Source organism: Vibrio tasmaniensis (assembly GCF_024347635.1).
Classification (GTDB): Bacteria; Pseudomonadota; Gammaproteobacteria; order Enterobacterales; family Vibrionaceae; genus Vibrio; species Vibrio tasmaniensis.
This window is the reverse complement of sequence record NZ_AP025511.1, coordinates 1,384,291-1,398,645: the sequence shown is the minus strand read 5'-3', so window position 1 is coordinate 1,398,645 and position 14,355 is coordinate 1,384,291. Positions and strand designations below refer to the sequence as shown.

Genomic DNA, 14,355 nt, shown 5'->3' with positions numbered 1-14,355 from the left:
CCATATCTAAAGTTTATCGTTTTATAAAATATAACCTATGTTTTATATCATTTATTATTCGCGCTATTAACTTTAATAATTAATAACTTAACCTCCCGCTATTATTAATTTTTAGACATTGTTTCCATTTCGATACAACACCATTGCCTACTTATATTATTACTTTGACATTCATCTACAATCTAAGCCTTTATCGCTATTTTTCTCTTGTTCATACACGTTAAACCTTTTCATTGACTCATTGGATATAAAACAGGTCACTCAGCCATTAAATTCACTGAGCTTATGAAAGCCAGTCAATAATAACCAATTCTAATGGGTAATGGCATTTATCATGCTGATTTTTAAGAAAGTTTATTTAATTAAATATTGGGTCTAAAGATGAATTTTTATTATTTGACAATTTGTCAGCACCTGTCAATATTGTGACAGCCGCGACGTACTTTCTCGTCACTGAATAAACACCTTTTATAGCGATTATGATTTTATCAGACAGAAGTGAATTTATTAGTTGTATATCTGTGGATGCTGATATGCAGTTTATTGCGAAATACCAAGACTTAACACTTACAAGTGTCTACCAACCTATATTTGACTCTACGATGGTTCAGATAGGTGTAGAGGCTTTAGTTCGAATTTCAAATACTAACGGGGATACTGTTCGCCCTGATCACTTCTTCCATTCCGACGAAACCTCGTACACCGATAAAATCAACGTAGAAAGGCTGAGTCGCGCTATCCATGTCCGCAACTTTGCACAATCGACAGTCCGTCACTTAAACCTGTTTTTAAACGTTCTTCCAAACGTTGGTGAGTTGTTTGCTTCAGAAAAAGTAAAAGACACTCTGTTAGCTAAACGTCTTCAAGAGCTTAACTTACCGTGCGAACAAATCGTCATGGAGTTGGTCGAGCTTAATGTAGAGAGTGAAGAACGTTTAAAAAACGCGGCCCACTCACTTGCGGATAATGGTTTTCAAATCGCTGTTGATGACTTTGGAACACAGGCGTCAACAGAGCAACGTGTTCGCCATATCACCCCTCATATCATCAAAATCGATCGCTCTGTGATGTTGGATTTTGAAAACGGTGACACAGGGAAAATGGAATTGGTGCTTAAACTTGCCAACCAAATCGGTGCAAAGACGGTAATCGAAGGTATAGAGACTCAACAACAACTGAATGCGATGCAAGATTTGGGTTTCGATATGTATCAAGGCTATCACTTGGCAATGCCAAAGCCGATTGAGTTGGATATCCGCCTAGCAATCTAGAATATGGCCCCTATTCTCAATTATACCGGAAGCCGCTTTACCATTGGCTAACGACTTTTGTAATACCTATCTTTTAAAACGCTCCTTGTTAAGTCGCGCATTGCTATCGCAACGTCCTCTTAGTTCGGCCTTATCTTCGTCTTGTTTTATCAAACCATATCCGTAAAAAAGCCCAATCAAAATTGACTGGGCTGGCTTAAAAGAATCTGTTTTATATCAATCCCTAATAACCCGCAGTGGACGGTTTGATTCTATATAGAATGGCGAACATCACTGGTACTACTATTAGCGTTAGTACTGTAGCAAAGCCTAAGCCTGCCATGATGGTAATCGCCATCGAGCCGAAAAATGCATCGAATACCAAGGGAATCATGCCCAAGATAGTCGTTAGTGCTGCCATAGATACCGGTCGTACACGACTGATCGCGCTGTCGACAACCGCTAGGTATGGGTCTTTACCTGTTGAAAGTTCAGTGTTTATCTGGTCAAGCAGGACAATACCATTTTTCAAAATCATGCCGCTTAAGCTCAGTAAACCTAAGAAAGCCGTGAAACTGAATGGCATATTGGTACCTAGCAGACCAATCGAAACACCGATAATAGAAAGTGGTACCGTAAACCAAATCACAAGTGGCTTACGAACCGAGTTAAACAGAAGCATGGTGATGATAAACATCAGCAAGTAACCCATTGGCAGTGAACCAAATAGGGACTCTTGCGCATCTTTAGAGCTTTCGTACTCACCACCCCAGTTAATGTTGTAACCGGCAGGTATATCTAGCGCTTCAACCTTTGGTTTAACACGTGCAAATAAGCTAGCTGGCGTTTCATCACCCAATACGTCGTGGTCAGCCAATACGGTTAACGTCCGTTTTCTATCACGACGTTGAATCAGTGGTTCAGACCATTGCAGCTCTACGCCATCAATCACTTGCTCTACAGGAATGTAGGTTTGCAGTGATGGACTCCAGATTTTCACGTTGTTTAGTGATTCAAAATCAAAACGCTCTTCTTCAGGCAGGCGTGCCACGATAGGTAACATATGGGTACCATCACGCAGTAAGCCGATGTTGTAGCCGCCAAACGTCATTTGTAACGTCTCAGACAAATCCGTCTTTGAAATGCCAAGACGACGAGCCTTTGATTCATTGAACAGTGGCACTAGATCTTTAGTGCGTTCACGCCAGTCGTGGCGAACATTTCGAGAGCCAGGATCCGCTAACAAAATGTCTTCTACCTGAACAGCGATGCTGCGAAGTATTTGCGGATCTGCACCGCTAATACGCGCTTCGATTTTTGAAGCTGGCGACGGGCCAAACTCAATCAGTTTAAATTGGAACGTGGGTTGTTCAAATTTATTGGCCAAGTCCTTGTCTAGCCCATCTAAGACTTTAAACATGGTGTCTCGGTCAGTCGTTCGTACCTGCAGTTGGCTGTACGCTTCGTAACTTTTCTCTGGTTGATATGTCAGCGCAAAACGTTGCATACCCTGCCCAACCGTTGCTGTCACAAACTCCACGTCACCTTGTTGACGAATGTAACTTTCAACTTTTTCTGTCTGCTTGATCGTTTCACGAACATCGGTGCCTTCTGGCATCCACATATCTACGTAAAACATTGGCGTGTTTGATGGTGGGAAAAACTGTTGCTTCACCATGCCAAAGCCAACAACGGAAACCGCTAATAGCGCGACCATGCTAGCTACTGTAAGCCATCTAAATCGAAGAGCGACTTTCAGACACGCACCAAATACAACAAACAGAATACCTTTGTATGGGTCTTCGTTTTCATCGACCTTGTCTTCTTCTTTAAGCAACATCTCAGCAAGGAATGGTGTCAGCGTTAGCGCCGTTACCCAACTCAAAAACAGAGAGAAACACAGTACCCAGAACAACGAGCCCATGAACTCACCTGTCGCATCTTTCGACAAACCGATAGGCGCAAAGGCCGTGATAGCAATAATGGTCGCACCCAATAGTGGCCACTGTGTTTGTGTCACGATGTCCTTCGCTGCTTGAAGTTTGGTCTTACCTTTCTTCAAGCCAACCAGAATACCCTCAACGACAACAATCGCGTTATCCACCAGCATACCCAGTGCGATGATCAAAGCACCCAGCGAGATACGGTGCAGTTCAACATCGTTGTAGTCCATAAGAATGAATGTACCAAACACCGTCAGTAGAAGAACCAAACCTATTATTAAGCCACTGCGTAAGCCCATTGCGAACAGCAGTACAATGATAACGATGGCTACCGCTTCAACTAGGCTAATTAAGAAGTCAGCCACTGATTTGTCTACTTCTTGCGCTTGGTTGTAGAAGTAATTCAATTCTACACCTGCTGGTTTAATGCTTTCTAAACGATCCAATTCGGCATCTAACGCGTTACCAATTTCGACCACGTTTACGCCTGAAGAGAACGCAATACCTAGGTTTATCGCTGGTTTGCCGTTGTAAGTTAGTACATTGCCCGGTTTTTCTTGGATACCGCGAGTAACCTCAGCGACATCTTTCAAGCGAATCAGATTACCAGTATCACGACCATGAATGATCAGGTTTTCTAGCTCTTCAACCGTGCTCAAAGTGCCATTAGGTTTGATCGTTAGGCTTTGGCCATTCAACATTACCTCACCTGCCGATACCACACTGTTTTGTTGTGCTAACAGTGACGTTACCATCGACATATCTAGGTTTAGCGCCGCTAAACGCTCAAGTGACATCTCAACAAACAATTGCTCTTGTTGGTCGCCCGCGATGCTTACTTTTCCTACACCATCGACCAGTTCGATTTCACGCGTTAGATAATCCGCATACTGCTTTAGCTCGACATAATCGTAGCCATCACCAGTCAGCATGATCATCACACCAAATACGTCACCGAAATCATCAATGATCTGAACTGAGTTAACACCACTTGGCAGTGTTGGCTGTAGATCGTTGATTTTACGACGCATTTCATCCCAGATTTGGGGCAACTCGTCTGGACCGTAGTCCATCTTCATGCTGACCATAATTTGAGACATACCATTCGACGAGGTTGAGGTGATCTTGTCGATATAAGGCAGCTGTCTTATCTCTTTTTCAAGCGGGTACGTTAGCTCTTCTTCAACTTCCATAGACGTAGCGCCAGGGTAAGTTGAAATAATCATTGCATCTTTAATGGTAAAATCTGGGTCTTCTAAACGGGATAGGTTGCCAAAAGACGTCACACCGCCAATGGCCAAAATGACTAGAAACAGCCAGCTGATTACTTTGTTTTTTATTGAATATTCTGCGATGTTCATTCTGCTTTTCCTGACAATTGGATTCCGTCACGGAGTTTTCTTAGATTCGAGTTTACGAGTCGATCACCTTGCTCAACACCATGAGCGATTAATGCGCCTTGGCCACTGATCTTGTCGACTTCCACTTCGCTTTTGTAAGCTTGGCCATCTTCCATCTTCCACACGTAAAATTGGTTCGCTTCAGCGCCTGCTTGTAGAGTCGTCATTGGTAACTGGTAACCTTGAACATCACTCAGGCCCGCTTTCGCCATATCGACATTTACCGTAACGCTGGTACCCGGCAGAATTTCACTTTCAGGTTGTTGCATCTGCATCCAAAACTCGTAAGTGCGAGATTGCGGGTGCAGTTCACTGGTGTGCTCTAGATACGTTAGAGGGTATTTTCCAGAGTGGCCGCCAAAGGTTGCGTCAGGTCGATAGCTGTTCGAACGCATATCTGGGCTGATAGACGCCAAGATCGAATCTGATACTTGAATTCGCACATACACCTTATCGTTCTGGTACACACTCAGGAGTGTTTCTCCAGGAGTCGTGTTTTCGAATCGTTGCTTATCTACGGTCGAAACTGTTCCAGAAAATGGTGCTAAAAACTCTGTGTAACTCAGCTTACGCTCTGCCGCAGCCAAATTAGCCGATGCCAGTTTGTAGTTAGCGGTCAGTTGGTCGTGTTCTGATTGCGACAACATCTTGCTGTCAAACATCTCAGAACCACGCGCCAGTTGCTTGCTCGCTAATTTGAATTGAGATTTAGCGTCTGTCAGATCTTGAAGGTATGTCGCGTTGTCTAAGGTCGCTAGTAGCTGACCTTTTACTACTTTGTCACCGGCTTCAACCAATACTTGTTGAATCTCACCAGCAAGCTTAAATGCCAATGGTGTGAGTTCAGCAGGCATCACCTGTCCGTTAAAACTTCTGAATTGATCAGTCAGTGGCGCACCAACTTCAAAGGTTGAAACCAAAAGTGAAGGTTGCTCACGGTGCTCGGTTCCATTGTTACAGGCTTGAAGCAATAACGCAGATACAACCACAACTGATAATTTGGAAAAGTTCATTAAATACCGCCCTCACGTAACCAAGCTTTTACTTGTTGCCCATCAGATAACACATCAACACCCGCTTCTACGATCAAGTCGCCAGAAGTCAGGCCTTCAATAACCTTGCCTTGCCCATCAAGGGTGACTTGTACTTTAGAAATCAATTGAGACTCTGGGTTGTAGCGCCACAGTTCACCGTGGTCTGCTTCTTTGCTTAACCAAGCTGAATCAACAATGCCAATACCGTAGTCCGACTTATTTTTCTGAACTTCAACTTGTGCCGTCATGCCAGAAAGCAGATTAATACCTTCGGGTTTCTCGATAGACACAACCGCTTGGTAGCTGTTGGTGTCTTCGTCTGGTTGCGTTGAGATCTCTTTAAAACGCGTTGGGATACGAATGCCGCGGTGGCTATCCATCACAACCCACATGTTTGAGCTAGTTAGGTCTTGGATAGAACGGTCTTCAAGCTTTGATACAGGGATAGAGAAAGTCACATCCATCTCGCTGTGATTCAAAATATTAAGTACTGGCTGCTTTTCAGCGATTAACTGATATTGCTTACCAAACACCATCGATACCACGCCATCGAATGGAGCAACTAATGTGGTGTAACCAAGGTTTGTTTGTGCTTGGTCCAACTCAACTTCAGCGGCAGTAAAGGTGTTTACAGCTTGGTCGTAGTAATCTGTGCTTACAAGCTTCTTCGAGTACAGCTCTGACGCTTGCTTGTATTGGCTGTTCGCCAGATCAAATTTAGCTTGTGCTGCATCAACCGCAATGCGGTAGTCCGTTGCATCTAGCACAGCGAGTACTTGGCCTTTCTTCACCTCTTGTCCCATACGAACAGAGAACGTTTCAATATCTCCACCCACTTGGAATGAAAGTGCGGCACGGTCGGTCGCATCCACTTTTGCGATAAAGCTATCAAGCTCGATATCCGTCTGCTGAGGGATCTCAAACAGCTTGACTGGCTTAACAACTTGAACCGTTTCTTCTGACTGAACCTTATTACATCCGGTCAAAGAGCCTGCGAGTAATAGTGCAGCAAACGCCACTCCTATCTGCTTACCCGTCTTGGCTTGAATAGACAACTTGGATTGCATGATGCTTCTCCATTTAATTATTATGATTTATTACACAGGTGTGCAGTATATTCAAAATATCGGAATCCACAAGCTTTACTTTCCACCTGTGCAGTATTTTTATTTGAGTAAAAACAGTGTAGAATGTGGTAATCAGGTAAATGTGTGAAATGAAGATGACTGAAAAGAAACAAGGTAGAAGAAGCGCTAAAGACGCTGAAGAGACTCGATTTCAAATAATGGCTGTTGCAGCAGATATGTTTTGTGATGCAGGTTACGAACGAGTTTCGTTACGTAATATCAGCGAAAAAGCTGGGGTGTCTCATAGCCTCATTCGCCACCATTTTGGTAGCAAAGAGAAGATATGGCATGCAATAAGTGATTGTTTGCACGCATATTTTCAGTCTTATATCAGCAAAATCATGCAAGAGCTACCAAAAGACATTGCGCCAAATATTTCGATCTATTTATTCGCGATGCGCCTTTTTACCAACATGATTCACTCACGCAGACCGATGCAACTTCTCTCGGATTCTGTACGTCAAGAAGACAACCTCGTCGATTACTTCATCGACAACGTGGGCGACCTTGAGTACGAAATCAATATGCTGGCTGACCAATACAACAAAGCAAATCCGGAAAAAACCGTTAATATTTTCGAAATAAAATGGCAAATGATCATGTTCGCCAACGGAGCGGTTTGTTTAACTCCTTTCATGGAAAGCACTTGGAACGAAGGCGAAATGGAAACGAGTGCAGAGGAAGCTTTAATGAAGCATTGGCAAATGTTCAATTCGCAGATGATCAATCAATTTAGTATTGAGGATAAATGGGTACTTAACCCGGCGACTCTGGAAGAGCTAATTTACGAAGTGCCTTGCGTGTGGAAGTGTAATACAGAACACAATAAATCCTGATACTGTTCTCCAAGTCCGAAGCAAGTGTACTTAATACAAAAACGCGCCGTTACAGAACCAACTGTAACGGCGCGTTTTTATATGTATAGATCTTTAATCTAGTTCTTTAGATCGGCTTATTAGCGACGCGCTTTACCGCGGTTTTGGTGAATCTTAAGCTTCGCTTTCATCTTACGTTTTTCTGATGAACGACTTTTACTGCGACCACCGCGATCGGGTGCTACATCTTTTTCCAGGCTTGGTTCAAAGCCCTCTAACCACTCTTGAGGCAAGCGAGTATCAAGTAAGCGTTCAATGTCACCCAGAAGATAAGCTTCATCCTGGCTCATCAAAGAGATCGCTAAACCGCTGTTGCCTGCGCGGCCTGTACGTCCAATACGGTGAACGTAATCTTCGGCTTTGAATGGCATGTCATAGTTAACCACTTGTTCTAGCTGTTGAATATCGATACCACGAGCTGCCACGTCGGTTGCAATCAACGCACGCACCTTGCCTGATTTGAAATCGTCCAGTGCCTTTTGGCGAGCACCCTGGCTCTTATCACCATTGATTGATGCCGCTTTAATGCCGTCTAGCTTAAGTTCTTTGACCAGAGCATCCGTACCCTGCTTAGTTTTTGTGAATACCAACACTTGCTGCCAGTTCTTTGAACCGATCAGGTAAGCCAACAGCTCACTCTTACGTGATTTATCAACCGGATAAACCATCTGGGTAACCGTGTCCGCCGTGCTGTTTTTTGGCGTCACTTGAATTTCACTTGGCGACTGCATCATTCGATGTGCCAGAGCTTTAATTTTGTTATCAAACGTCGCAGAGAAGAACAGAGTCTGTCGCACCTCATTCATACGAGAAAGAATGCGTTTGATATCAGGCATGAAACCCATGTCTAACATGCGGTCTGCTTCATCCAGTACCAACACTTCAGTGTGGCTCAACATGATGTTCTTAGTGAACATATGGTCGATAAGACGGCCCGGAGTCGCGACAAGAATATCTGCTCCCCCGCGTAGATTTTCAGTTTGAACCTTCATGCTAACGCCGCCGTAAGCCACCACGACTTTGATGTCGGTGGCCTTTGCGTAGCTGGTTACGTTATCGAAAACCTGTTGCGCTAGTTCACGTGTTGGTACCAACACAAGCGCACGAACTAGCTTCGGGTTTGGAATAACGTTGTCTTTTGTCTCGATTAATCTTTGGATAATTGGCAAACCAAATGCGGCCGTTTTACCCGTACCCGTTTGCGCACCAGCCAATACATCTTTGCCTTCTAGCACCAATGGAATCGCTTGCTCTTGAACACTGGTTGGAGCCGTAAAGTTAAGCTCGGTGAGTGTTGTAAGCAGTTGGTCAGACAATCCAAGTTGGTTAAAAGATTTAGTAGGTTCAGACATAGTATGATGCTCAAAGATTAAATAGGCGCGGATTGTAGCAAACCTGCATTACGCTGTTTACCTTTCCTTTTGATTTTTCGTCAATTGAAGCGCACTAAAGTGGTTTGCTTCTTCTAAAACGCTTGGATATAGCTCATTAAAGTGACACTGCAACTTATCATAGTGGCGTTCTAGGTCTTCGTAACAGTTTTTGAGCATACCTAGCTTAGGCCTTCGTAACGCCATTCGCTGTAATACCAACTCGATGGAAGACATGTCTTGATAGCTTTCCAACCACCGTTGTTCCGCCATCTTCTGATGAATAGTGACGAAGTTTTCAGGCCAGTGTGACTCTTGATGTTCGAAAATCTGCTGATGACTGTCTGAACAAAAATGCTCTAACGACTGTGTCGAGAACTGCCCCCAGTGATTGGCCAAGCAGTGATCCCAGAAGACATCGAGCGCGATAGGAGCAAAGCGCTTTGTTTGATCTGAAAACAGAGATTTTGCAGAGCGAGACACATCATGACGGTCGGTATAGCTATCGACGAATCGATGAAGTCTTATCCCGTTAGAAAGCGAATCTGAATAGTGTTTATTAGGGTCACCCTTAACGAAGTCACCTAACAGATTACCGGCTAAGTTACTGTTGCAATGTTGGGCGATGTGCAGGTGTGCGAGAAAGTTCATTGAACCTCATTAAAGTATCGAGAACTAAGTAACATGGTAAACGTACTCGTTTATCTTCGCGAACTTTAATGAGGATAGTTTTGATATGACGTGTGAGCGAATGAGATTTGCTCAGTTTAAGAATTGTCTAATTTGAGAACGTTGAACTACAGAAACCTTTAGTTCAGGTAAAACTTAGTTCGAAGACTTAAAAAGTTCTTCTGCTAGTTGTTTAACTGTTTGTTCATAGTCAGATAAATCAATGCCAATTTCCATAGCATCTAACAACTCAAGACTTTCGTCATTATAAGATTGGTCACTCATAGTGCCCCCTCTATTCCTTGATGTGGACATAATGTCCTGTTAACTAGTGCACCATCTTGGACTTATATTATGTCACTTTGATGAACGCACTCTACTCTACCCATTCCATATTTATAGCTTGAAAGCTACTCGCGATCATTAACGCTTGTTTACGTCAAAGGGGTATACGCGAACGACATATGTACTGCCACCTTACACCAAGTACAACAAATTACTCTACAAATTTTGAAGCAGATCATAGTCAAACGTTTGCTTAGGCATTTTCGATGCCCTGCCCACCCAACGATGTAAATATAAATTTACAGTGGATATTTTTAATTACATTAGAGATTGCATTTGGAATTAAACTCAATCAGAATACTTCAAAATCGAGATATTCTTTGGGTTTATGCGCTTAAGCTAGAAGAATTACAATGAAAACACACTCTAACGTAAAGAATTATATACAATGAATAAATCAAAGGTTTTTGGTAGTACTTTGATCATTGCAGGCACAACCATTGGTGCCGGCATGCTCGCTCTTCCACTTGCTTCTGCAGGTATTGGCTTTTCAACTTCACTTTTCTTGATGCTGGGTTTATGGGCATTGATGGCCTTTACGGCTCTGTTAATGGTAGAGCTTCATCAATTCGCTGAATCTGACGCAACCCTACACACGTTAGCTCACACTATTTTAGGAACAAAAGGAAAGTGGATAGCGAGCTTCGCGGTGATGTTTCTTTTCTACGCTCTATGTGCGGCATACATAGCGGGCGGTGGTGCTCAGTTCAACCAACGTATCTCAGATATCGCTGGCATTGAGCTCAATGGTCAAATCACCACGCTTCTATTTACACTATTAGTTGCAGGTGTTGTGACGATTGGTACACACAGTGTTGATAAAGTTAACCGTGTTTTATTTGGACTTAAACTGATTGCGATGGTTTTGGTACTCAGCTTCCTAGCACCAAACATCACCTCTCAATATCTTATGAGCATGCCTCTACAACAAGGTCTGATTGTTGCTGCAATCCCAGTTGTATTTACCTCTTTTGGTTTCCACGGCAGTATCCCTTCAATTGTTCGATACTTAGATGGTGACGTTCGCTCTTTACGTAAGGTAATGATTATAGGTTCTGCACTACCGTTGGTTATCTATGTTTTCTGGCAGAGTGTTACGTTGGGTGTGGTTAGCCAAGAGCAATTATTATCAGATACTAGCTTGGGCGCACTTCTAGTTTCACTATCGCAAACCGTTCATCAATCAAACTTAAGCTTGATCGTGGGCGTGTTCGCAGATCTTGCATTGTTGACCTCATTTATTGGCGTGAGCTTGGGGTTATTTGAATTCATGGGAGACTCTCTGAGTAAGAAACTAGGCAATGCCAAACGTGCTAAAACAGCCGCAATTACTTTCTTGCCGCCATTGGGTTTTGCCCTGTTCTACCCACAAGGCTTTATCATGGCTTTAGGTTACGCAGCCATTGCACTTTCAGTGCTTGCGATTCTTCTGCCGACAGTGATGGTATACAAGGTTCGTTACACAAATTTCTCAGTAAAACCTCACGCTACAGAATCAACTTACCAAGTGTTAGGTGGAAGCAAAGCGCTGTTTTTAGCGGGTAGCGTTGGCGTGTTTATCATTGCAATACAAATCCTTATTTCAGTAGGGTTATTACCGTCATTAGGCTAATAAACCCATCGAGAGCAAAAATACTTGATTGATGTCTCATGAACGATATATTGCTATCATGAATTTTCATAATTAATCGATCGGAATCACATTTTTATTGAGGTCGGTTATTTAGAGTCCACGGTAAAGGATTTACCGTGGAGTTTTTATGAAAGAAGTACAATTTAGAACGATAGACAAACTGTTTATTAAAATGTCGATTAACGACAAGTTTTGGGTCATTTTCTTGATCTTTTTCGCCGCTGTAGCAAGCCTCGCTGGCTTCAACTACGTCAACAAGGTAGAACAAATTGACGCAAGTGCAAAACAGCAGGTCGAGTTTCAATTGCAAGGCATTTTGTCAGCATCAGACTCCCCAGGTTCGGTTCGTTCAGTTAGCCAACAAACACGCCTTCAAGAAACCACTATTTCCAACACGGGTTCCGTGACTGCTACGGCACTTGCACAAGATGGCAATTACTACTCTCTTACCGTTTCAAATATCGATACACAGAATCAAAAGCAGCAAGCACTTTACTCTTTATTACTCAGTTTTTTATGGTGTGTGCCCTTTGGTCTTTTCTGTTATTGGGTAGCAACTTTCTTAGGTGGCGCACTGTGGGTACTTTACTCAACCACTCAAAAGATTGGTGATGGAGATTTAACGTCTCGCCTTGGTTTCCATCCGGGTCGTGATGAGTTTGGTACGATTGGTTGCGCGCTTGACCGTTCGATGGATACGCTAAGTGAACTCGTCAATAACGTAAACCAAAACGCAGCGACACTGAGTGAAACGTCGGCTTCTTTCGAAACAGAGATGAAGCGCAGCGAAACACAAATCATGAGCCAAAACGCGTCTCTTGACTCTGTTGCAACCGCAATGGACCAAATGACGGCATCAGCGAATGAAGTATCGAATATCTCTGCGCGCTCTACAGAGCAAGCAGAGCAAGATGCTCAACAAATCAATGATAGCCATGCTATGGTTCAGCAAGCAATCTCAGAGATAACCACCCTTTCTTCTTTGATTGAGCAAACCTCGTCTTCTGTTACGAGCTTGAATGTAAATACAAGCCAAATCAACGAAGTGATCACCACGATCAACGCAATTTCAGAGCAGACTAACCTACTCGCACTGAATGCCGCGATTGAAGCTGCCCGTGCAGGTGAACAAGGCCGTGGATTCGCCGTTGTTGCTGATGAAGTGAGAACGCTCGCTAGCAGAACTCAGTCCGCTACGGTTGAGATCCAAACGATGATTGAACGCTTACAGCAAGAGAGTCAAAATATTGCTAAGATCACGGTGCAAACGGTTGATCAAGCGCAGACCAGTAGCCAACTAATTTCACACATCGGTGATGACGTAAACTCGATTGCAGATTCCGCACAAGCGCTAATGGACATGAGTCTACAAATAGCAACGTCAGCTGATGAACAAAGCAACGTAGCGAATACCATCGCTGCTGAGCTTAATGATATACGAGGCCAATCAGACGTAATTAAAGATGTCGCTCAAAACTCTTCAAAGGGCGTATCTAAGCTGACTGAAGCATCGGTTTCTCTGTCTCAAACTTTGGCAAGATACCGCACTTAGCAAATAGCTATCAGCTATTTTCACTTAATGCTTAATGCTTAATGGCTTAAGGCTTAGAATTAAGAACAAACCCAAGAAGGACTCATATAGAGTCCTTTTTTATTGGCGTCGATTAATAACCATGGCAAATCCATACTCCTCAGTTATTAACATGAAGTAAGTCGCAAAGGAGGGATTAAGAGGAGCCAAAACTGTCTAATAATCGAGCTTAGGGGTAATCTATTTGAACGGGTCTTATTTTCGCTTACCCTTTTGCTGCAGGTGACACATAATGAATAAAACAGATGCACCATACACCGACGACATCACATGCCCTTTATGCCAACATGACGAATATCTACTTTCAGAAAGTGGAGAGAAGTTCACTTGTGCTGCATGTGGTTTCCACACAACACAATTAAGCAAAGTAGTCAGCCTTCAATTAGGCTCTACCCCACCAAAGCTCCAGAGTGCGGTATACCACCACTTGAGCAGCGCTTGCCATTAATCCAAATCGATATTTCTTCCAAACTGTAAATATCCTGAGCCGCTAGCTCTGCTATGTCGGCTTCGGTATTATCACTCAATGAACCTTCAAACGTTGGTCGCAATCTAAAAGATTGAATACCTGCACCAACCCCAGCTTCAATGCCTTTCACCGTGTCATCAACATAAATACATTCGTTTGGTAAAAAGCCCATATTCATTGCGGTATACATGATCAGATCAGGCTCTGGCTTCCAGCTATTGGCATCAAAAGCTGAAAATACTTTGCCTTTGAAGTCGTCGAGCATTCCTGTCATTGCCAATGAAGATTCAACTCGAGATTTAGGCGCATTGGAAGCAATACAAAACTCGATGTCTTGTTGCTTGAGGAATTCAATAAGCTCGATAGCGCCATCCATCGGTTTTAAATGCCGTTGGAACAAGGCTTCTAATTCAGTGCGGTAAAGCGGCTCGAGTGTATCAATGGAGATAGACAGCCCTAAACGTTCTTGAGTATCCATTAAGATGTCAGCTAGCTTCCCACCTTGAAAGTGCACATAGCAGTCATTAACGTTTAACTTAGCGCCAAAGCCAGAAAACACATTCACTAAGGCTTGGCAACACAGCTTCTCGCTATCGATGAGTGTTCCATCACAATCGAAAATTACACATTTAGTTTGTTCTAACCGCAT

11 protein-coding genes are annotated in these 14,355 nt (G+C 43.2%); 4 read left to right on the top strand and 7 right to left on the bottom strand.

The features are described 5' to 3' along the window. The first annotated feature begins 533 nt into the window (after nucleotides 1-533). Nucleotides 534-1,271 (top strand): EAL domain-containing protein, encoded by a 738-nt coding sequence (locus OCV44_RS20415; protein WP_139685114.1) that lies wholly within the window; start codon nucleotides 534-536, stop codon nucleotides 1,269-1,271. A 223-nt stretch (nucleotides 1,272-1,494) separates the two neighbouring features. Here OCV44_RS20415 and OCV44_RS20410 read toward each other — a convergent pair whose 3' ends face one another. From OCV44_RS20410 to OCV44_RS20400, 3 genes are read right to left on the bottom strand one after another with little or no spacing between them, the layout of a single operon-like run. Further along, a complete protein-coding gene (locus tag OCV44_RS20410) occupies nucleotides 1,495-4,554 on the bottom strand; it encodes an efflux RND transporter permease subunit (RefSeq protein ID WP_139685115.1) in 3,060 nt (1,019 codons plus the stop codon). Then, nucleotides 4,551-5,606, bottom strand: a complete 1,056-nt coding sequence (locus OCV44_RS20405) for an efflux RND transporter periplasmic adaptor subunit (RefSeq protein ID WP_139685116.1) — start codon at nucleotides 5,604-5,606, stop codon at nucleotides 4,551-4,553. The genes OCV44_RS20410 and OCV44_RS20405 overlap by 4 nt, the downstream gene beginning before the upstream one ends. After that, entirely contained in the window at nucleotides 5,606-6,694 is a 1,089-nt protein-coding gene (locus OCV44_RS20400; protein WP_139685117.1) for an efflux RND transporter periplasmic adaptor subunit, read from the bottom strand. Before OCV44_RS20400 ends, OCV44_RS20405 begins: the two co-directional genes overlap by 1 nt. 149 nt (nucleotides 6,695-6,843) lie before the next feature. Between OCV44_RS20400 and OCV44_RS20395 the strand changes: the two genes are divergently transcribed. After that, a complete protein-coding gene (locus OCV44_RS20395) occupies nucleotides 6,844-7,590 on the top strand; it encodes a TetR/AcrR family transcriptional regulator (RefSeq protein ID WP_139685135.1) in 747 nt (248 codons plus the stop codon). A gap of 119 nt (nucleotides 7,591-7,709) precedes the next feature. On the opposite strand, the gene OCV44_RS20390 is transcribed toward OCV44_RS20395, so the two are convergent. The 3 genes from OCV44_RS20390 to OCV44_RS20380 all read right to left on the bottom strand — a co-directional run bounded on the left by OCV44_RS20390 (nucleotide 7,710) and on the right by OCV44_RS20380 (nucleotide 9,953). Next, nucleotides 7,710-8,981: a DEAD/DEAH box helicase gene (locus OCV44_RS20390; protein WP_139685118.1), complete on the bottom strand. Its 1,272-nt coding sequence runs from the start codon at nucleotides 8,979-8,981 to the stop codon at nucleotides 7,710-7,712. A gap of 57 nt (nucleotides 8,982-9,038) precedes the next feature. Continuing rightward, nucleotides 9,039-9,650: an acyl carrier protein phosphodiesterase gene (locus tag OCV44_RS20385; protein ID WP_139685119.1), complete on the bottom strand. Its 612-nt coding sequence runs from the start codon at nucleotides 9,648-9,650 to the stop codon at nucleotides 9,039-9,041. Nucleotides 9,651-9,824: 174 nt separating this feature from the next. After that, nucleotides 9,825-9,953, bottom strand: coding sequence for a hypothetical protein (locus OCV44_RS20380; protein ID WP_017059831.1), 129 nt, complete (start codon nucleotides 9,951-9,953; stop codon nucleotides 9,825-9,827). A gap of 448 nt (nucleotides 9,954-10,401) precedes the next feature. On the opposite strand from OCV44_RS20380, the gene OCV44_RS20375 reads away from it, so the two are divergent. Both OCV44_RS20375 and OCV44_RS20370 read left to right on the top strand, forming a co-directional pair. Further along, complete coding sequence (locus OCV44_RS20375; RefSeq protein ID WP_139685120.1) at nucleotides 10,402-11,625, top strand: aromatic amino acid transport family protein; 1,224 nt, start codon at nucleotides 10,402-10,404, stop codon at nucleotides 11,623-11,625. Between the two features lie 148 nt (nucleotides 11,626-11,773). Then, on the top strand, nucleotides 11,774-13,198 hold the full coding sequence (locus OCV44_RS20370; RefSeq protein ID WP_139685121.1) for a methyl-accepting chemotaxis protein: 1,425 nt from the start codon (nucleotides 11,774-11,776) through the stop codon (nucleotides 13,196-13,198). A gap of 428 nt (nucleotides 13,199-13,626) precedes the next feature. Here the strand turns inward: OCV44_RS20370 and OCV44_RS20365 are convergent, their stop codons facing one another. Beyond that, a complete protein-coding gene (locus OCV44_RS20365) occupies nucleotides 13,627-14,355 on the bottom strand; it encodes an HAD-IA family hydrolase (RefSeq protein WP_139685122.1) in 729 nt (242 codons plus the stop codon).

Bases quoted from the DNA above. Each gene is read 5' to 3' on its own strand.
- OCV44_RS20415 (WP_139685114.1), top strand. From the start codon at position 534: ATGCAGTTTATTGCGAAATACCAAGACTTAACACTTACAAGTGTCTAC.
- OCV44_RS20410 (WP_139685115.1), bottom strand. From the start codon at position 4,554: ATGAACATCGCAGAATATTCAATAAAAAACAAAGTAATCAGCTGGCTG.
- OCV44_RS20405 (WP_139685116.1), bottom strand. From the start codon at position 5,606: ATGAACTTTTCCAAATTATCAGTTGTGGTTGTATCTGCGTTATTGCTT.
- OCV44_RS20400 (WP_139685117.1), bottom strand. From the start codon at position 6,694: ATGCAATCCAAGTTGTCTATTCAAGCCAAGACGGGTAAGCAGATAGGA.
- OCV44_RS20395 (WP_139685135.1), top strand. From the start codon at position 6,844: ATGAAGATGACTGAAAAGAAACAAGGTAGAAGAAGCGCTAAAGACGCT.
- OCV44_RS20390 (WP_139685118.1), bottom strand. From the start codon at position 8,981: ATGTCTGAACCTACTAAATCTTTTAACCAACTTGGATTGTCTGACCAA.
- OCV44_RS20385 (WP_139685119.1), bottom strand. From the start codon at position 9,650: ATGAACTTTCTCGCACACCTGCACATCGCCCAACATTGCAACAGTAAC.
- OCV44_RS20380 (WP_017059831.1), bottom strand. From the start codon at position 9,953: ATGAGTGACCAATCTTATAATGACGAAAGTCTTGAGTTGTTAGATGCT.
- OCV44_RS20375 (WP_139685120.1), top strand. From the start codon at position 10,402: ATGAATAAATCAAAGGTTTTTGGTAGTACTTTGATCATTGCAGGCACA.
- OCV44_RS20370 (WP_139685121.1), top strand. From the start codon at position 11,774: ATGAAAGAAGTACAATTTAGAACGATAGACAAACTGTTTATTAAAATG.
- OCV44_RS20365 (WP_139685122.1), bottom strand. From the start codon at position 14,355: ATGCGGTTAGAACAAACTAAATGTGTAATTTTCGATTGTGATGGAACA.